15 protein-coding genes are annotated in these 19,299 nt (G+C 38.2%); 6 read left to right on the top strand and 9 right to left on the bottom strand.

What is annotated here, in order from left to right; genetic code table 11:
* Positions 1–35: 35 nt before the first annotated feature.
* From CNR22_16915 to CNR22_16900, 4 genes are all read right to left on the bottom strand, one after another.
* Positions 36–2,543, bottom strand: coding sequence for a hypothetical protein (locus CNR22_16915; GenBank protein ID PBQ33389.1), 2,508 nt, complete (start codon positions 2,541–2,543; stop codon positions 36–38).
* Between the two features lie 264 nt (positions 2,544–2,807).
* Positions 2,808–4,226 carry a hypothetical protein gene (locus CNR22_16910; protein PBQ33388.1) on the bottom strand — a complete coding sequence of 473 codons (1,419 nt, stop codon included), beginning with the start codon at positions 4,224–4,226 and terminating at the stop codon, positions 2,808–2,810.
* Positions 4,226–5,650 (bottom strand): hypothetical protein, encoded by a 1,425-nt coding sequence (locus CNR22_16905; GenBank protein ID PBQ33387.1) that lies wholly within the window; start codon positions 5,648–5,650, stop codon positions 4,226–4,228. The genes CNR22_16910 and CNR22_16905 overlap by 1 nt, the downstream gene beginning before the upstream one ends.
* A 17-nt stretch (positions 5,651–5,667) precedes the next feature.
* The gene (locus CNR22_16900) at positions 5,668–6,768 is read right to left on the bottom strand and encodes a hypothetical protein (GenBank protein ID PBQ33386.1); all 1,101 of its coding nucleotides are present in this window, start codon (positions 6,766–6,768) and stop codon (positions 5,668–5,670) included.
* A 73-nt stretch (positions 6,769–6,841) separates the two neighbouring features.
* Here CNR22_16900 and CNR22_16895 point away from each other — a divergent pair, with 73 nt between their 5' ends.
* Complete coding sequence (locus tag CNR22_16895) at positions 6,842–7,060, top strand: hypothetical protein (GenBank protein ID PBQ33385.1); 219 nt, start codon at positions 6,842–6,844, stop codon at positions 7,058–7,060.
* Positions 7,061–7,258: 198 nt separating this feature from the next.
* On the opposite strand, the gene CNR22_16890 is transcribed toward CNR22_16895, so the two are convergent.
* Together CNR22_16890 and CNR22_16885 are read right to left on the bottom strand one after the other, a co-directional pair.
* Positions 7,259–7,621 carry a diversity-generating retroelement protein bAvd family protein gene (locus CNR22_16890; protein ID PBQ33384.1) on the bottom strand — a complete coding sequence of 121 codons (363 nt, stop codon included), beginning with the start codon at positions 7,619–7,621 and terminating at the stop codon, positions 7,259–7,261.
* 214 nt (positions 7,622–7,835) lie between these two features.
* Positions 7,836–9,434 carry a hypothetical protein gene (locus CNR22_16885; protein PBQ33383.1) on the bottom strand — a complete coding sequence of 533 codons (1,599 nt, stop codon included), beginning with the start codon at positions 9,432–9,434 and terminating at the stop codon, positions 7,836–7,838.
* A gap of 220 nt (positions 9,435–9,654) precedes the next feature.
* Between CNR22_16885 and CNR22_16880 the strand changes: the two genes are divergently transcribed.
* From CNR22_16880 to CNR22_16865, 4 genes are read left to right on the top strand one after another with little or no spacing between them, the layout of a single operon-like run.
* Complete coding sequence (locus CNR22_16880; GenBank protein PBQ33382.1) at positions 9,655–10,029, top strand: hypothetical protein; 375 nt, start codon at positions 9,655–9,657, stop codon at positions 10,027–10,029.
* Between the two features lie 35 nt (positions 10,030–10,064).
* The gene (locus CNR22_16875; protein PBQ33381.1) at positions 10,065–10,685 is read left to right on the top strand and encodes a hypothetical protein; all 621 of its coding nucleotides are present in this window, start codon (positions 10,065–10,067) and stop codon (positions 10,683–10,685) included.
* The gene (locus tag CNR22_16870; GenBank protein PBQ33380.1) at positions 10,672–12,657 is read left to right on the top strand and encodes a hypothetical protein; all 1,986 of its coding nucleotides are present in this window, start codon (positions 10,672–10,674) and stop codon (positions 12,655–12,657) included. The genes CNR22_16875 and CNR22_16870 overlap by 14 nt, the downstream gene beginning before the upstream one ends.
* A gap of 9 nt (positions 12,658–12,666) precedes the next feature.
* Complete coding sequence (locus tag CNR22_16865; protein ID PBQ33379.1) at positions 12,667–13,740, top strand: RNA pseudouridine synthase; 1,074 nt, start codon at positions 12,667–12,669, stop codon at positions 13,738–13,740.
* 134 nt (positions 13,741–13,874) lie between these two features.
* Here CNR22_16865 and CNR22_16860 read toward each other — a convergent pair whose 3' ends face one another.
* The 3 genes from CNR22_16860 to CNR22_16850 form a co-directional block, all read right to left on the bottom strand.
* On the bottom strand, positions 13,875–15,851 hold the full coding sequence (locus CNR22_16860; GenBank protein ID PBQ33378.1) for a hypothetical protein: 1,977 nt from the start codon (positions 15,849–15,851) through the stop codon (positions 13,875–13,877).
* Positions 15,852–15,931: 80 nt separating this feature from the next.
* Entirely contained in the window at positions 15,932–16,816 is an 885-nt protein-coding gene (locus CNR22_16855; protein ID PBQ33377.1) for a hypothetical protein, read from the bottom strand.
* 107 nt (positions 16,817–16,923) lie between these two features.
* On the bottom strand, positions 16,924–18,336 hold the full coding sequence (locus CNR22_16850) for an FAD-binding oxidoreductase (GenBank protein PBQ33376.1): 1,413 nt from the start codon (positions 18,334–18,336) through the stop codon (positions 16,924–16,926).
* 67 nt (positions 18,337–18,403) lie between these two features.
* On the opposite strand from CNR22_16850, the gene CNR22_16845 reads away from it, so the two are divergent.
* Complete coding sequence (locus CNR22_16845; GenBank protein ID PBQ33375.1) at positions 18,404–19,054, top strand: hydrolase TatD; 651 nt, start codon at positions 18,404–18,406, stop codon at positions 19,052–19,054.
* Positions 19,055–19,299 lie beyond the last annotated feature (245 nt).

Below are 19,299 nucleotides of genomic sequence, written 5' to 3'. Positions count from 1 at the left end.
TCCTAACCCGGCATATCTAGAGACGAAACAAGCAACTACTTCAGCAAGCCCATTTTCTCGAGCTCATCAAGACTCACCCTTTTTCCCTGGTAAAGGGCTATGATAAATCCTTCTTTTTGACCAGCTCTCACAACTTTTTTATTGTGTTCCAAAGCCTCTCCTAAAGTCTTAAATGAACCACCTACAGTGATTCTTATAAATCCATCATTCAGATTTAATTTCTCTATTTTACCTAAAGCTTTTTGATTGGGTAACACAGTGTTGTTATCATTCTTAACAGCAGCTACCTGAACACGAAACTCCATATCGTTAGCCGTTACATCGCTATATTTTTCGGTGAACTTCACTGCTTTTGCCTGAGGACCGTTTACAGGTACAAATTCGGTTTTAGAGGCCGTTGCTGTTTTCGCAGGCACATTTAATGGAGTGGATGTTACCGGATTAGCAGTAAAGTCATTGGTGGAAATAATCGGACGTTTGGAAGATACAACTACGGGGACAGAAATGGCTACAATTGGAGTTCCCGAGCCTTTTGCAACTGGAATTTCAGGTGCTTTCTTATCTTCCACGATGACTACATCCTCTTCAAAATCTTTTTTTACAGGGGCCTTTTTCTCTACAACAGCTACAGGCTCCGCAGTCGTTTTAGGGTTCACAGGTTCTTCCTTTTTTACAGCAACAGCCACGGCTGTGGTTTGCGTTTTAGGTGTCCCGATAGCTATCGGGACATGATTAATTACTTCTTCTGGCACAGGAACTTCTTTCACTGCTGTTCCGGTCGCTGTCGGAGTTTTTTCTGCAACTGCAAGCGGCTGACTGGTTGGAGTTGTTTTAGCAGCAACGCTAGCTATCGGAGTTGTTTCTGCTGGCTTCGGTGTGTCTGTTTTTAACGCAGGCTCTTTTGTTTTAGTTAGTGAAGCCGTGTTTGAAGCTAGTACATCTGGTATTTCTTCAAAGTTGACATTATTGATTTTCTCTACATAACCGCTTGCTTCCACTGCATCTACAGCAAAGCGTTTTTCAGGAAGATTCTTATAACTGTATGTTAATTGGTAGCTTACACCAGGAGGCAAACTCACCAAATATTCACCTGTTTTTGAATTCGATTTTAGGGTCTTGTAAAGTCTGTTGTTCTTTGAAGTAATCTCCACTTTAATGGTGGACTCAACTCCGGTGTTTCCGGTCTTAACGCTTCCCTTTACCAGGTAGAGTGAAGGTTTTGGCCAGTTAAAATTCGGTTCCACCTGGTAAATGTCTTTCATTCCCCTGCCTTCTTTTTTTCCGCTACTGTAATATCCCACTTTACCGCTTGCTCCCATTACAAAATAAATATCATCAGAAGAAGAGTTAATTGGGTAGCCTAAGTTTTCTGTTTTCTTAAACGTAGAATCTTCTAAACGCATTACCGTTCTGAAAACATCATAGCCGCCCATACTGGATCTTCCTTTAGAACTGTAAAACAAGGTGATCCCATCCGCATGAATAAAAGGCGCATCATCGTCGTAAGCTGTATTTACAGAATCTCCCAGGTTAACCACGTTGCCCCAAACCGAATCAGGTAATAATAACGAGGCTTTGTAAATATCTCTGCCACCAAAACCGCCGGCACGTTCACTACTAAAATACAAGGTTCTACCGTCAGGAGAGATAGAACAGTGGCCATCCCATGAATAAGAATTTACCTCACCTTTTAATTTTTGGGGTTTTGTAAACTGGTCGCCGTTCGAGAAGCTCTGGTAAATGTCACCGTGACCGTCGCCAATATCCTGGTAGATGTATAGGATGCTTCCATCTTCACTCATAGAAATTGCTGCATCGGGCGAGGTAGTATTTAAACTATCCAATGGTACTGCCGCCTGAAAAACATTATTCTGTTTGCGTGAAATGTAGATATCCTCAAGGAAATTCCCGTATTTATCGGGTGAGAGATTCTCATTCTGACGTCCTCCCAAACTTTTTGCTCCTGCGTAGGTAAAAATCAAAGCCGATTCATCTGCTGTAATAGCAGGAACGTATTCGTCATATTCAGAGTTAATGCCGGCTCCAAGGTTGGTTACTTTGGCATTGGTGGGATTAGCGAGGTAATATTTTGCATTCACGATGTTGCGTTTCAGTAACTCTGCATTTTTTTTACCGTCAGGATTAGCGAATCTGCTTTTGTCGTATTGCGTAATGTAATCGGTAGCCTCGTCGAATTTATAGTTGTACAGGGCCGCAAGCGCCATATCGTACTGAATATCGGGCACTTTTTTATTGTTATTGTAAACTTCTTTAAAGTAGTTATAGGCGTCTTCGTGCTTATCTGAACGGTAAAGCGCGCACTTAGCGTAACTGTATTTTAAAAACTCTTCGTTGGAATGTTGTGCTAATAGATTTTCAAAAATAGGCAAGGCCCTCAGAAACATTTTTTCATCAAATAACTCCAGAGCTTTGTCCAATGAGTCTCTCTCGGTAGGCCTCCATTTACGCACATTCATGAGTTGGGCGGAGCTGATTAGAGAAGAAAGAACTAAAATAAAAGTAAGGAGTTTATTGAACTTCATCTATGTATTTTTTTTAAGGAATAAATATAGTTATTAAAATGAATAACTTTAGTCTGTTTCTCATTAAATGAGGGACAATTCTTTGTAGAAAAATAAGGAAAATCAAGAATTAAATACCTTTAAATCTGAAATACATAGAAATTACTTCGACAGAATTAAATATAGGTCTGCTCGAAATAGGTCTTAATTGACAATAATTATATCTATGAATCAAGAAACACTCTTTTGATGTGTTTAAGTTTGTCCGAAAAAATTGTCCAAAATTTAATAGCTGACATTTTTCAGTAAAGTAAATTCGATTCCAGAACTAAAACTATTTGAATAAAGTTGGCGGTTGTTTTTTAAAAGATATTCTTTTATTGGATTGTCTGTTCTTTGGATTTTATGAAAAGATTGTATTAAGAAAATCTTGTTGCTTGGCGAGAAATTTATTTTTTCCAGGGCTTCGACTTCATCTACACCATAAATATTTTGTGAGTGGGAAATTGAGTCGATGTTTTTGAAATTCAAAAATTTTCTTCCGTAATAATAATACCCAAATAGCGTTCTGTTCTCTTTTGTATTAATAACTTTATAATCTCCTGCTTGTTCATTTTGTTTGACCAAATCAGCCACCGTTCTAAAGTCAATGGTGGGCGTTTTTCCGAACTTGTAATTTACAAGTTGAATTAATAAAAGGATACCAAAAAAAAGAAGACCAACATTTTTGTAATTTGCTATCTTAGAACATACCAACATTGTCGCAAATGGAATGCAAAAAATAAGATAACGGTCTAAAAAAACAGCTTTAAAAAGTCCTGTAAAAAACAACACCAGGATAGAGCCAAATCCTAAAAACAGGCAATACATTTCGCTACTTGTCGGTTTGTATTTCCTATCCATAAAAAAATGGGTTACGGCTAAAAACACAATTATTAAAAAACACACGGCTGTAAATCTATTGTCAAAAAGATTTAAGAAAGTTAATTTTAAGTCATTCCAGGTAGCCGTTTTTAACCAAAAATCGCCCTTCTGATTAAATCCCATTATATTCAGAAATTGTTTTTTTGTAAATCGTAAAAGTACAAGGCTAATTATTAAAATTGTATGAAATCCAAAAATGTGCTTTATATTCTTCCTGTAATATATCAGCGTTATAAGATATTGTACAATTAATACAATTCCAGAAATATAGTGAGAATATATCAGGAGAAAATTGAGCAGGGAAAGTAGCAGTAAATTAGCCCAGGAAGACTTTTCAACAAATTTGAAATACTGTAACGACGAAAGTAAGGTAAGAAAGACTACTAATGAATACGTTCTTGCCTCAATCGAATAAAATAGTAAAAAATTAGAAAGAGTTAAAAGGACTGCACTGAACATAGCAGTTCTATAATTGAATTTTTTTAAGGCAAATAAAAAACTAAAACCGATAGATAACGAAGAGAACAGGACGCTAAGAAGTCTTGAATTAAATTCATTGATTGGTAAAAGTTGGTGCCATACCCATAAGCAATAGTAGTAAAATGGAGGGTTATTATCCCATTCAGATTCATGTTTAATGTGTCCAAAATCAAGAAATGAATCCTTAACGCTAATCATTTCATCATAACTGTATGACGAATCTCCAGCGCATAAGCACTTTAAAATAATATTTAGTACAACAAAAAAAGAAAAGAAAAGATATTTTTTTTTTTCGTCCATTAATTTATCAGTTTTTGATAAATAGCTTGGCCGTTACTATAACCAAAGCGAATTATATAAATACTATCCGTAAGATCTGACAAATTTATTTCAATCTCTTTTTTTTCAAGTGCTACTTTTTTGATTTGTTTTCCCTTTAGATCATACAATTCAGCCGTTTGAGGTAAATCATTATCAGGAAAGTTAAAACCTACAACGTGATTTTCTTTGTAAAAGAAATCAAGTTTTTTTTCTTGTCTTATTTCTTTATTACCAACGATGCTTGAATAATTTATAATTGTACTATCCATTTTAATAAATATAATATCTTTTCCTACGCTACCATAGCTCACAGTAGAACCAATAATTATGTACCCTCCATGTTCCACATTTTCAATTGAGTAAAAAGCTTCATCCAAAGCCCCACCAAAAGAATTTACCAAAAATTCAAATCCATTCGGATATTTCTGCATAATATTTCCTTGTTGAGATAATGCTGGTACGGGAATCGTCCTAATGAAAGCAGTTGCGTTTGACAAATTAGACGAGTTCGCCAGAGATTCCCAATTTTCATCTCCTGAACTATTATAATTGTCATAATCATAAACAAAATTTCCAGTGGTTGAAATTCTATACATATATGAATTTGTTTTTGTTTGAAAAAGATGTGTCCTTGCGCCTGCAACGACATAATCAAAGTTTTCGGACACTCCTTTCTGCACCAAATCACAGGCATAATCTTTAAGAGGGCCTCCAAAAGTTTTTGTAAAAAGTGTGTCGCCGTTTAAGTCTAACTTCGCAAAATAACCGTCGCCATTTATTTCACCTCGGCTTGAGGTATTTCCAACTGTGGCTAAATTAAAATCATTGGTTACTATAATAGATCGCAATTCATCATCTTCTGCACCTCCAATAAATTTTTGGTTAAGAAGGTTACCCGACATATCATACTTTAAAATAAAGCCATCCTTTTTTCCATTTCCAAAACTGTAAGTGTTGCCAACCACAAAAATATTTCCGTCAATAGCTTGTACAAGGTCGCTGGCAAAATCCCAATCTGCGCCACCAAATGTTCTCTGCCAAAGCTGAACGCCATCTTTATCTGTTCTAATGATAAACGCATCAAATCCTCCGGCACCATAAGAGTCTGTAAAGCCTGCAATCATATATCCCGAATCTGGCAATTGAATAACCGATTTCCCAACTTCATTTCCAGTTCCGCCGAAGTATTTTTCCCAGGCAGGAAAACCAAATTTATCAAGTTTCATTAAAATCACATCGGTGTTTCCATGCGTGCCATAACTGGAACTGCTGCCTGCAATTATATATTTGCCGTCTTTTGTTTGTTTTACAGAATATCCAACATCCTCACCCGATCCGCCATATCTGCAATAAAATCTCTCGGGTGATTGTGAACGAAGTTCCAAACAAAAAATTACCGACATTATGACGAATAGATTTCTCATTTCAATTTCTTAGCTAAAGTTACAAATACTCCCTGACCATAAGCAGTTTTAGGTGCAAAATACCCTTGCAGACTATTACTGCCCAAGCGCACAAACCAGCCCTTGCTATTCCAGGTTACAGAGGCACCAATGTTTACTTTTACGTAACCACCATAACCACCGTGCAGACAAAAAATAACGTTTTTAATTTTGAATTCCGGCTCCACGAAAATGTAAGGTCTGTAGTTGGCGTTAAAAATATAGCGAAATCCGGTACCCAGGCAAAATACATTTCCGAAATAAATTTTATTTATAATAACAAGATTGGTTGGAATGTTTACATTAAAATCTTCGGTGCGTGCGTTCGTTAGTTTTCTTAATAAACTATCGCTATCGATGGCACTGATAGTTGAATCTTTTAAATCGTTTATGTTGCGGATATTGTACCCCGTATACCGTAAAGAAGAGTCGCTGCTGTATTGTACACTGTTTTTCCACCAATGAATAAAACCAATGTTATTTGCATTTACCGTTAATAAACATTTTTTGCCGCCCCTGCTTTTGTATGTGGTTTCAAAAAAGATGTCTGCACTTGCCCCTATTCCGTTAAACCCACCAATACGTTTGTTATTGGTATCGCTCAAAGCCATATTAAAATTGGAATTGAAAACAATTTCACTTCCATCGGCCGAGGTGTAGAGTCCTGAATTATTATTTGTCTTTATATAAAATAATTGCTCTCCTTTAATCAAGGATACAGAAACGCCAATTTTCCCAACCGAATCTACATGGTGCATAATGGCGCCGAATTTAATTTCCTGAAAACGCAAAGCGTTGAGACTTAAATTACTCAGATCGGCAGTCTGACCTCGGTACATCTGGTTTCCGTAAAACATTAAATTAAAAGCGTCGCGCGAATACGTGGCATTTAAAACCTGCTGCTCTTTAATACCAATTAAAAAATCAAACTTTTTAGTGCCTTTAAAAAAAGAGTGCACATCATAATTCAAAAGCAATCCGAAATTATTTTTAGCTTTTAAATGTTTTGCAGATTCTGCTTTAAGATCGTTGTCGATATAACCACCCCATATGAGTTTGTTCACAAGGCCTGTGCTCATGCCATTGCTACCGGCCTCAAAATCAAGGTTAGCAGAAACGCTGCGCCCGGTTTTACTGTAGTTCAGGAAGTTGGTGTTGTATTGCGCGGAGGCCCCGGTAACAGAGAGGACAAGAACGATGACGCAGAACGAAAGGGACGCGGGACGGAAGGGACGCAGGACTGCAGGGATGCAAGACCAAAATGACCCTAAACTAAAGAGTTTCATAAGCCCTGACTTTAACGAAGCTGCACCTGCACGAAAGAAGAAACGAGATACAAGAGACCTAAGATCAACACTTATCGATATGTAATATTCTATAAAACTTTTCATTAAAATTCAACCTAATTTCCTTCTATTATCGGTTCGTTCTGTCCTAATTTTTTTTAGTAACCTGCGCTCCTGCCTTTGCAACCATATACCATACCTCCAGCCTGCCCTGTCTTGCCACTTTCTTAAAATACAACCGTGACCGCTTTCGTGATTCCCTGCAGTCCCTTTGGCCCTCCATTTATTTGCTATTAATTATTGTCTCTCTAAAATTATATATCTTCTGTTGCAGTTCCCCCACACTCTTAAGCAAATAATCTAACTGCTCTTTATTTCCAAACTTTCTTCTCTCGCAAATCAATAACTGTGTCTCAGCCTCGAAGCTTGAGCTCAATGAGGTCGTTAGAAATTCAGCAAAATGAATATTAGTTCTCTTGCCAGATCCCTCCGAAATATTTGATGGTATTGAGACACCGCATTTTTCGAGCTGATGAATCAAATTATATTTTTCTTTCAAAGGCAAAGATTCAGTGTAATTATAAATAAGATCGCAAAAATTCATTGCGTCCTGCCATATGATTAACTTTTTAAAATTATGCTTCATTCGAAAAGATTCGGTAGGCCCAGCTCCAGAGAGCCGGAACTTCTACTGTTATTTTTTTTAGTTCTATGTCTTATTTTTTTAAATTGCTCCAACCCATCGAATCTTATTTCCTGGCTCTCTTCAGTTTTTATTCTTCGAATCCTTTAAAGGCTAAATTTCCTGAGTCCGCTCTGTCTTAACTCTCTTCAATCCCTTCGGTCCTGACTCCAGCTCCTTATCCTCCCAGCGCTACATTGTAATTCATATTCGCAACAATATTCACCTTTACTTCATACTTCTCTAAGATCTTGATATCCGGCGGATTATTTGGCATAATAAACCTGGAGACCATCCTTATTTTCTTACACTTTTTCAAATTCTCTATCTTAGATCTTCCCATCGGTATTTGCACTTTTTTTTGCGTTGCAACCGTAACTTCATTGGCATTGTTGAGTGCTCCCGCATCTATAACATTCGAACCCGGTACAAACAAAGAATCAATCATCACATTCTGATCATCGTACATGTAACCCTGAAGTCGCACCGCGAAAGGAAACCCGTTACTCGCAGAAATAACAAAATTTCCGTAGTTCACTTTATTCAGCTGATCGACCCCCGAAAAGTCAACATCTGTAGTTGACCTTAACTCAAAATAATCTGCCGCAAACTTTAAGGGAATACTGATGTTTGCCAGTATGCGAATGCCAGTATTGTAGTAAGCAAAGTCCGTGTTCCCGAAATTCTGAATAGGGTTTACCTGCACGCTTCCCTTGTAAGTAAGCTTATCCGGGAGATTCGAGATAAAGCCTGTTATATTACTATTTGCAGGATTAAAAGATATGACTCTGATGCCCGGCTTAAGAAGCCCACCGGACCACTTTGCCCTATCAATATTTATAGTGGAGAGCTGGTTCGTATTCAATGCCACAACATTATTATTTACCGAATTAATAGATTTTATATTGCTTAAGGAAGCTCTGAACTCAGCACCTAATTCATTCACAATAGAAAAATCCATGGTAGCGTCGCTCAGCATGAAATTAGACGCGGTAAAATTGTCGGTAAGACCCAATTTCGCTGTATCCTGGGCTATATCAATAACCTGGTTTCCGAAGTATCCCTCAGCATAAGACGGAACTAATTTTGAATAGGAAACTTTTAAAACTGCTGCGGTATCAAAAGCGCTAACGGTAGTAGAATTGGAGGCTGATGCACTGAGTCCGAAGGTGTAAGTCTGAGTAACCATGTTGTGATCTGTACCGCTTGTACCCCGCAGATCAAGAGAATACTCAGAAAGATCGTAGGTCTTGGTAAGACCGTTCGCTCCGGTTGGAATAGTTTCTTTAATTGTAAACGATTGTCCGTTTTTTGTTGCGGCTTTTATTTGATAAATCAGGTCTAAGGGTTGAGAAAGTTTGTTCGTAAATTTAACTGTGATAAGCCCTTCACGAATATCTGCCCTGTTTAATAGGATGCCATTGGGAATATCAAACCGGAGATCGGCCGGAGGGAGCGTAGTTGGAGGGTTATTCAGGGTAAGTTCTAATGCGCCCGGAAATAAATTCACTATATTCAAATCAGGCACGCTGGTATCGGGCAAGGCAATAAGAGAATCCAGCTTTAAATAAGCAATCTCCCTGTTTAAATGCACATAAAGCAGGCCTGTATTATCTGCTTGAAAAAGCGAATCGTTTACAAAGTTTTTTATGCTCAGCAAACTATTTACTACCGGAATACTTAAATCGACATCCCAGTTTGCATCTGATGATTTTCTGCAGCCAAAGAGCACAAGAAATAAACCAAAAATTAGTACTGCACGCTTTACTGTTCTCATTTTTACAAATATATATTATTTTTTGAGTGAAACTGCACTGCTTGCGGGTAATCCTGATAATTATCGGGCGCCAGACCTTGCCATTTATTTAACCCAGACACAAAGGTTTACTTTTAGGCTTTTTTTACGGAAAAGAGCCCTTTTTTTCATTACATTTGTTTTTAATTAAATGAAACTAGGATTAAGATTTTTTCTCTCGTGGATTCTGTCCGCAATCGTCATGTTTACCTTATTTTATATATGGCATGGCATTTTTTTAAACGACTTTAAACGTATTCAATTTCCTCTTAGCTGGTTTGTTACTTTTGCTGCTGTAACCTATTTGCTTTTTGGAGCAGGAATCTATTTTCTTTACGAAAGTTCGCTCATGAAAAAGATCCGCATCTTTTTTGTAAGAGGCCTTATCTGTGGCGCTATTGCAGGCTTTTCGCTTTTTATGATTGCAACCATTGTCAATATTTCTCTTACCAGGCACCTTAGCGTACAACATCTCATGATGGATTGTGTATGGCAAATGAGCGAACAAGTGGTTGGTGCGATGGTTATCGTGTTTCTTAAAATTATTATTCACGAACCTCAGACTGAGCACGCTTAAGTTCTCAGTATAATAATCCCGAAAACCTGGCGTTGATGAAAAATTTCGTTTCCTATTTAAAATCCCGACACTTTTTAATTCAGATCAGTATCATTCTCGCGTTGATATTCCTTTTGATTTTTGGGACATTAACCTGGCTTTCGTCTTACACAAACCACGGAAAGATGGTAATGGTGCCCGATTTTAAAGGTCAGGAGGTAAGCTCGCTGGAATCTTTTGTAAAAGATAAGCACGTTAATTACCAGATAATAGATAGTATTTACGATCCTAAAGAAAAACCCGGAGTTGTGTTGAGACAAGATCCTGAAATGAATATTGCCGTTAAACACAATAGAACAGTGTATCTCTACGTTACTGGAATGGTTGCTCCGCAAGTAATTATGCCAAAGCTGGTTGACAGAAGCGAAAGGCAGGCCCGCCTCATCCTTGCACGTTTAGGCTTAAAAATTGGCGCCGTTACAGAAAGAGCAGCCGATTGCAACGGTTGTGTGCTTTCGCAACGCATGAACGGCAAAGAAATCGAATTTGGTAAAGGTCTTAAAAAAGGAAGTGTTATTGAACTGATCGTAGGAAGAAAAGATAACTTTTATCATGCCGAAGCAGCTGATACCAGCGCAACGGACGAAGATGTAAATTTTGACAATGATGATAAATAAAACTTTATACAGCCTCTTTTTTGTACTCTTTTCCTGCTTCTCATTTGCACAAGAAGGGCTTCGTCCTTTAAGTTCAAACATCACTTACATTTATCCCGATCTTAAATCAAAAGCCGTTAAACCAAACACGGATATCAGTGCACAAAGAACTTCATCTATTTCTTATTCACTGCCATTTATAGAAGATTTTTATTACTCAAGTACCAGTAATTATCCTGACCCCACTAAATGGCAGGACTCTAACGTTTATGTAAATTCGGGAATGCCGATAGCGCCGCTGAGTATTGGTGTAGCTACTTTTGATGGACTTAATAAATACGGCTATCCTTACAATCCAACCCTTTCTAATCTTACTAAATCTGATCCTGCGGATAAGCTTACTTCTCAGCCAATTAATTTATATACCTCCGGCAGTACGACTTTAAACCCTACAATTGATAATATTGCCTTGTCATTTTATTACCAGGCACGGGGCAATGGCGATGGGCCTGAGCAGTCTGACAGCTTAATCCTTGATTTCTTTAAACCACGCCAAAATAAATGGCAAACGCGTGTCTGGTATCAGGAAGGAAATCTTTCTTCTAATACACTCGATACTAATTTTAAAAGAGCCTTTATCCGAATTACTGACAGCGCTTATTTTCATCCGGATTTCCAGTTCCGTTTCAGAAATTATGCTTCGGTTACCGGAAACTTCGATCACTGGCACCTGGACTATATTTTCCTGGATAAAAATCGTCCGCAGTCAGATTCTTTAACAGATACAACCCGTAAGGATATAACCATTGCCGGAATACCAACTTCTTTCTTAAAAAACTATTCTGCAATGCCTTTGCAGCAATATCTTCCTTCAGAAATGGCTTTCAGAACCAATGTGAGAATTCGCAATAACCACAGTGCTAAAGAGAATATCTATTACCGGTACCGGGTTTTCGACATGTATGGCAATCCTGTTTTTTCAGAATACGATGGTGGAGCTGAAAATATCAATCCTTTCTGGAAAAATAACGCAGTACCTCCCGGATATGGTTACAGCAAAGTCCCCTCGCAAGCAACTCCTATTGTAATAGATACTTTTGAGATCACTAAGAGCACCGGGGTATATTTTCCAATTAAGCATTATGTTTTTTACGACAATGGCGTACCAGATGCGGTTCCGGCAAATGACACTGTTATACAGTACCAACGCTTCTATAACTATTATGCCTTTGATGATGGAAGTGCTGAAGCAGGATATTATGTGAACGCAGCTCTTGCTAAAATTGCTGTGAAAATAAAATTGAATAAAACAGACAGCCTCACAGGCGTTAGAATTTATTTCGATCCCGCCGGCAATGTTAGCACAATAACGAATCCTAATTCTGTTTACAATTTTACATTAAATGTTTGGTCTGCTGATGGGAATGGTAATCCGGTTAATAGTCCACCTTACTATAGAGACAGCAGCGCCTATCGTCCAAAATATTCAGATTCTGCTGGTTTTAAAGAAGTTCCTGAATACCGATTCAAAAGACCATTAATTTTAAATCCTGGCACTTATTTTATCGGCATTCAACAGGCGAGCAGTATTCTTACCATTGGTTTCGATAAAAATTATAATCATAAAGAAAGTTTATATTTTGATTCTGGAAATAATTTTGAGCAATCGAAGGAAAATGGATCTATCATGATGCAGCCCTTCTTTGGAACCTTTTACGCGCCTGTAGGGATTGAAGAATTAAAACGCTCTTTGAAAAACCAATTCCTTGTTTATCCTAATCCTTCTTCTGATGAATTTAATATTGTGACTTCTGAGTTTGAAAATTCAGGGTATCAACTTTACAACTCTTTAGGGCAACTTATTAAGTCAGAAAAAATAGATTCTTCGCACCATACTGTTTCTACGAATGAGCTGGGAGCAGGTATTTATATTTTAGTACTTAAGAGTAAGGGACAAGCTGTACAGCAACAAAAAATAATTGTACAGCATTAATTTTTTGTGATGGCTGATTTTGATGAAGGACCGGATGATTTGAATTCCGATGAAGAACAAGCACTTTTTGAACACCATAATATAAAGGTTGAAAAAGGCCAGGTGACCATGCGTATTGATAAATTTATCATGATACGCGTGGCCAACACCACACGGACCAAGGTTCAGAATGCCTGCGACGCTGGATTTGTACTGGTAAACGGAAAAGCGGTAAAATCGAACTACAAGATCAAACCTTTTGATGAGATCTCCATTGTTCTTACAGTACCACCGAGAACTTCTGAAATTCTTCCTGAAAATATTCCGCTCGATATTACGTTTGAGGACGACTACATTGCTCTTGTAAATAAAAAGCCAGGTATGGTAGTTCATCCTGCTTATGGAAATTACACCGGCACTTTAGTGAATGCATTACTTTATCATTTTACAAATTTACCAACCTCAAAAACAAAACTCAACAACGACCTTTATTTAGATCGTCCGGGTTTGGTGCATCGCATCGACAAAAATACTTCGGGCATTATCATCATAGCTAAAACCGAACTGGCCATGACGAGGCTTGCAAAAGATTTTTACGACCGTACCATGGACCGAAAATACATTGCTATTTGCTGGGGCGATTTAAAAGAAGATGAAGGAACCATTGTTGCAAATGTTGGACGAGATTTAAAGGACCGTAAAAAAATGTATGCTTTTCCACCGGATAGCGAACATGGCAAACATGCAATAACGCACTATAAAGTTATTGAACGTTTTGGCTACATCACTTTTGTAGAATGCAAATTGGAGACCGGGCGTACACACCAGATCCGCGTGCATTTTAAAAGTATAGGACATCCTTTGTTTAACGACAATGAATATGGCGGAGACACTATTTTAAAAGGAATAAATACAGCAAAATACAAGCAGTTTATTCAGAATTGTTTTGATCTGCTTCCACGTCAGGCCTTACACGCCAAAACTCTGGGTATTACGCATCCTATAACAGGCGAGAAATTGTTTTTCGACAGTCCCATTCCTAACGACATGCAGGCTGTTCTTGAAAAATGGAGAAAATACACAAAAGATAAAGTTCTGGAATAGATCTACGTTCCTGTTTTTTTTGTTCCTGGTTTTTTGTTTCTTCTACAAGAATAAGATCTCTTCTTCTTTACTGTTTCCCGTTCCAGGTTTTACCTATTACCTAAACTAAAGGCTACCCCCTCCCGACATCCCTGCTATCGCGTCAAAATCATCCGCTTTACAACTTTCTCTTCTCCATTATCCAGTTGTACAAAATAAATTCCAGGTGACTGATCGTGCATTTTTATTTCAATAAGATTTTGTTTTGCCTGTTCCACTACATCCTGGTAAACCAATTGCCCCATCATAGAATAAACATTTATTTTTAGCCGTTGTACCGTGGGAAGTGTGGTTACAATGGTAAAATCGCCATTTGAGGGATTTGGAAACAAATCAACGCCTGAAAATAAAATAGAATTATTTTTTAAACCCACAGGGCCACATTCAATAACAGGAAGAATAGCAAGATTAAAATTGCGAACATCCCCCCAGGCTGATTTCATATCGTGCCAGATATTATTATCCCACTTTTCCCAGGCCGTGTTAGTAGTTCCCGTTCTTTTATCAAGTATGGCAACAGTATCATTTGAAGATGTTGGAAGAACTACAGAAGCAAAAAAACCACTTTGTGGCACAGGTACAGGTGATGTAAAATTAAATTTAAATGGCATGATAATAGGATTAGCAAAAGCCAAATTAGGATTTCCACAAAAGTTAACCCCATTTGTATTGGTGGTTGCAGCAATGGTAGAAAGATTTTCAGAAATAGACCCCAACAAACTGCCCGGAGCCGTGTTTGCAGATGTGCCGCTATAAAGGTTAAGACCTACATTCCCCGTACCGTCTGTGCCTGTATTAATATACTGGTAAAACAAAACTACAACCCCCGATACATGTGGCCCGGTAACACTAGCGTATTTTGAACCAGCATAAAACTCTGCTTTTTCTTTATCTCCGTAACAGTTAGAACCTACTATGTAACCCGCTTTACCTGGACCTTGCAAACAGAAAGCATCTGATGAAGCGGCAGTAGAACGGCGATAAGATTGTAAAGTATCGGTACTTGAAAAGTTAGTGATGGTATACGTACATGCGTCAGAACCGGCACAAAGTGTGGCCGCACTGGCAGTTAAATTTTTTCGTAATGTGGAGTTCGCCATGGCAGTTTGCATGCGCGTGCGCTGGTCGCCGGTAAACATATACAGACAGGCATCATAACAATAGTCCATAAAATTCATAAACATATCTCCGTTCGGACCATTGCTACAGGTTACATGCGGAAAAGTTGGACAGGTTGTATTTTCTGCTTGTTGTGTGGGTGTATCATTACAATAATCCGTTCCACAATTTGAATCTCCCCAAATGTGTCGTAAACCAAGGTAATGCCCTACTTCATGCGTAACGGTTCTTCCTTTGCTGTAAGCATTATTTAAAAAACCAACATCCCCAATGGCTCTCGACCAGCACCAAACCCCATCATCCAGGATAGTGCCCTGCGCCGGCATTCCGGTTAGACCTGAGGCTGGAGGAAAAGTAGCGTATCCCAATAAACCAACTGTTGTATTTACGTCGGAGATCCAGATATTTAGATAACGCGATGGATCCCAGATGGAGTTTGATTTAATGGTGCCATCCATGTAATTTTTAAAAGAAGCCTGAGTTGTAAAGCTGGCGGGATTTGTCCAGCCGGAAGCGCTGTAACTGACACGGTGAATTCCCGGTTCATTGAGAGTTGCTCCAGTAGGATCTTTTTTAGCAAGACAAAAGGTAATATTACAGTTTGCGATGAGAGCCTGGTTAAATGTGGTGGAGGAAAAGTTAGAAACATTAAAGCCGGTTCCTGCAAAGTCGTTGTTGAGAATTGGTATCTGAGAATGAATTTGCGCCTGGGTTAAATTCGGAAAAGTTCCCACGGGTTGATTGTCGTAGATCACATGAAAAATAACAGGAATGGTATAGTTAGCCTGCTCTTTCGCTTGCGGATTATTCTCAATAAATTCCTTTACTTTTTCGTTAAACCACTTATCCCAGGCCTCGCCGGGAGTTTCAGTACCGCAAGTTCTTTTCACAGGTTCCTGCGCGTTTATAAATAAAAAAACTAAGAAAAAGAGAGAAGTAAAAAATGTTTTCATGTCTAAATTGCAAGCTAAGCTATTCAGTGAATGTACGAAATTGAAAAGTATTGGCAAGGGCTGTTCCAATGATATTCTGTTCAATCCTTCAGAATTTTCTGAGTAGATATTAATCTTTCATTTTTAAAAATGTGCAGAAAATAAATCCCTTTTGGTAGAGCACTAACATTTATTCGGCTTTCACTAAGACTAATATCTTCCATCAAACTGTGCCCGAAAATATCTTTCAAGCAAAAAGAATAATCCGCATTTGATAACTCAGAATCCATGTCTTCAACAGAGATAAAATCATTTACTGGATTAGGGTAGACTTTAAAAAGTTGGAAGTCCATACCTTTGATACCTGTGACGCCATCATTGTAACAAGACAAATTCGAATACTGCACTAACCCCAATGAACTATCACTGTAACAAAGATTGCCAGCGAACAAACCGGTACTGCATCCCGCAGGATTGCTAAGCATAAACAAAAATTTATCGCAACCCAGGCGCTCTGTTACCTGATTGTTTCCGAGATTCATTTTTTTTAAGCTCAAGTTATTTACGGTGACAGTAGTTACGGCGCTTACCATGTAAGAGCTTGTGACCACTGACATGCCATCTGCCGTTTTAAAAGTGGTTTGCCAACTTTGCCCTGGCTGGCAGGCAAAATTGTACAATATTTGCCATGTATTCTGGCTAGCAAAGTTTTTAAAAAAAATAGTATCGCCATTTTGCCTGAGCATGGTGTATTGATTTCCCTGGGGCGTACTACAATTATGATAAAAGCGGGTATGAGCGAGCAACTTTACGGTACTCTGTCCAATAACCGTGTCTCTTACATATTTTATGTGCTCATTCTCAATTTGGGTCGAATTCATCGCGAAATTGTAATGCCATTCCGCACCTGGTGGACAGAAAACTACCTGCGCCAAAAGGTCTTTGCAAAATAAAACGCAAAAAAACAAGAAGATAAATATTCTCATGGCTGATTAAATTTAATTTACAAGTTAGTAAAATAATCTAGATCACCCTTTAATGCTGGAAATACAGCTTAATGCAGTATTAATTAACCTTTCCTTCGCACTCACTTTCAATCAAAAATCTTTCCCGGATTTAAAATATAGTTGGGATCAAAAACTTTTTTAATGCCTTTCATTACTTCGAGGTGATAGGCACTGAAAACTATTGGCAAATATTCTTTCTGCACAAGACCAATACCATGCTCCCCACTAATGGTTCCACCTAAGGCTTTACACAATTCAAAAATCTCTTTAATACCTTTTGGAAGATCATTCTCCCAAACATCATCACTTAAATCGCCTTTGATAATGTTAACGTGAAGATTGCCATCTCCGGCATGTCCGTAACAAACAGATTTAAATCCATAACGGGCGCCAATCTCTTTTACACCTTTTAAAAGCCGGGGTAATTCAGCTCTTGGCACCACTGTGTCTTCTTCTTTATAAACACTGTTACTTTTCACCGCCTCACCCACTTTCCGCCGAATTTTCCATAAAGCATTTTTCTGCTCAGCGCTATCTGCAAATAAGATCTCGTCGCATTCATTCGCTTGCATTACTTCGCCAATCATTTCACAGTCTTTCATCAGCACTTCCATGTCATTGCCGTCCACTTCCACTAATAGTAGAGCTCGCCATTCTGCTTTGATCGCAAAATTAACATCGCCTGAATACTTAATACTCCAGTCAATAGCGTCGCGCTCCATAAATTCCATAGCGCTAGGAGTTATTCCGGCACGAAAAACTTCTCCTACCGCTTTACAAGCCTGTTCGGCACTTGTAAAAGGAATCAGCATTAAGAGATCGTGTTTTGGAAGGGGAATAAGTTTAAAAACAATTTTGGTAATAATGCCTAAAGTGCCCTCGCTGCCCACCATTAAATGTGTGAGGTTATAACCTGTGGAATATTTTAAGGTATTTGCGCCTGTCCAGATAATTTCGCCATTGGGCAACACGATTTCGAGATTTAAGACATAATCGCGGGTTGTGCCATATTTCACGGCTTTGGGACCTCCGCTGCTGTGAGCTACATTTCCGCCCAGGCTGCAACTTCCCCAGCTCGCTGGATCAGGAGGGTAAAATAAGCCTAGTTTTTTTACTTCTTCCTGAAAAATATAATTGATTACACAAGGTTCAACCGTTGCCTGTAAATTTGCCTCATCTATCTGGATAATTTTATTGAATTTCTCCATGCTCATTAATACGCCGCCTTTTACAGGTAGCGCTCCGCCGCTTAATCCTGTTCCCGCCCCGCGCGTTGTTAAAGGAATTTTGTGAGCATTACAGAGTCGGGCTATAGCACTTACCTGCTCTACCGTTTGAGGTTTTACAACCACTTCGGGTAAAAAAACAAAGTCTTCGGTCTCATCCTGCCCGTACTTTTCAAGTTGTTCGGTACCCGAACTTATAAAGTCTTTTCCCACAAGGGTTTCGAGCTCGGAAAAGTTTATTGACGTTACTTTGTTATAATTATCTGAATTCATCTTTAGTAGTAAGTTTTAAAGTTACTAAGTTTGATGCAGGAAATAATTCGGTCTCTAAAAAAAATTAATCGTGTTTATCAACATCCATACGCATACACAGCTGTATGACGCCAAGTTAGAATTGGTAAATCTCAGCATTGGAACAACAGATAAACCAAATCATTATTCTTACGGACTGCATCCCTGGTACATTCAAAAAGAGACTTACCTCGAAGATTTACGAAACTTAAAAATTTCGGTCCATGAAAAACGCTGTCTTGCTGTTGGCGAATGCGGACTTGATAAACTAAGCAAGGTAGATTTCGAACTTCAGCAGGAGGTTTTTATTGAGCAAATTAAAATTGCGAACCTGGTAAATAAACCCCTTATCATTCACTGTGTAAAAGCTTTTAACGAATTAATAAATTGCCTTAACCTCAACGATAACAAAGTACCCGTAATTGTACACGGCTTTAATAACAACGAAAATATTGCGCGCATACTCGTGAACGAAGGACTTTATTTTTCTTTTGGTAAAGCACTTTTAGGCTACGAATCTAACGCTGCCAAGGCCATTAAAAATGTGGGGCGCAAAAATTTCTTCCTAGAAACCGACGATGCAGATCTTTCGATAAAATATGTTTACAGAAAAGCAACCGAACTTTTAGGAATTGATGAAGAGATTATTAAACAGCAATTACAAAGTAATTTCGAAAAAGTCTTTAACTTTAAATTGTAAAACCTAATCTAAAAATTAAAACACATAGAAACATAGAATCAATTTGACGCTGAAGATTGCATAGAATACATAAAGTTGAAGCTTTGCTTCAAATTCTAGGTGCCCGACCAGCTGCTGAATTTAGTAGCACAGATTGAACTCTATACTTTCTCAGCCCCTTATATGTTTGCATTGAATAAATACTATTATGGACATTATCTAAAGTTCGAGAACTTCAGCAACATAGTTCCATTTTACCCGACGTG

It is taken from the genome of Sphingobacteriaceae bacterium, from assembly GCA_002319075.1.
In the GTDB taxonomy this organism is placed as follows: Bacteria; Bacteroidota; Bacteroidia; order B-17B0; family Aurantibacillaceae; genus Aurantibacillus.
Note: the sequence above shows the minus strand (reverse complement) of the source record. Positions and strands in the feature narration are given on the sequence as shown.

Coding starts and splice junctions, on each gene's coding strand:
- CNR22_16885 (PBQ33383.1), bottom strand. CDS start 9,434: ATGAGAACAGTAAAGCGTGCAGTACTAATTTTTGGTTTATTTCTTGTG.
- CNR22_16915 (PBQ33389.1), bottom strand. CDS start 2,543: ATGAAGTTCAATAAACTCCTTACTTTTATTTTAGTTCTTTCTTCTCTA.
- CNR22_16875 (PBQ33381.1), top strand. CDS start 10,065: ATGAAAAATTTCGTTTCCTATTTAAAATCCCGACACTTTTTAATTCAG.
- CNR22_16910 (PBQ33388.1), bottom strand. CDS start 4,226: ATGGACGAAAAAAAAAAATATCTTTTCTTTTCTTTTTTTGTTGTACTA.
- CNR22_16905 (PBQ33387.1), bottom strand. CDS start 5,650: ATGTCGGTAATTTTTTGTTTGGAACTTCGTTCACAATCACCCGAGAGA.
- CNR22_16850 (PBQ33376.1), bottom strand. CDS start 18,336: ATGAATTCAGATAATTATAACAAAGTAACGTCAATAAACTTTTCCGAG.
- CNR22_16880 (PBQ33382.1), top strand. CDS start 9,655: ATGTTTACCTTATTTTATATATGGCATGGCATTTTTTTAAACGACTTT.
- CNR22_16890 (PBQ33384.1), bottom strand. CDS start 7,621: ATGAAGCATAATTTTAAAAAGTTAATCATATGGCAGGACGCAATGAAT.
- CNR22_16900 (PBQ33386.1), bottom strand. CDS start 6,768: ATGAGCACAGGCCTTGTGAACAAACTCATATGGGGTGGTTATATCGAC.
- CNR22_16855 (PBQ33377.1), bottom strand. CDS start 16,816: ATGAGAATATTTATCTTCTTGTTTTTTTGCGTTTTATTTTGCAAAGAC.
- CNR22_16865 (PBQ33379.1), top strand. CDS start 12,667: ATGGCTGATTTTGATGAAGGACCGGATGATTTGAATTCCGATGAAGAA.
- CNR22_16860 (PBQ33378.1), bottom strand. CDS start 15,851: ATGAAAACATTTTTTACTTCTCTCTTTTTCTTAGTTTTTTTATTTATA.
- CNR22_16870 (PBQ33380.1), top strand. CDS start 10,672: ATGATGATAAATAAAACTTTATACAGCCTCTTTTTTGTACTCTTTTCC.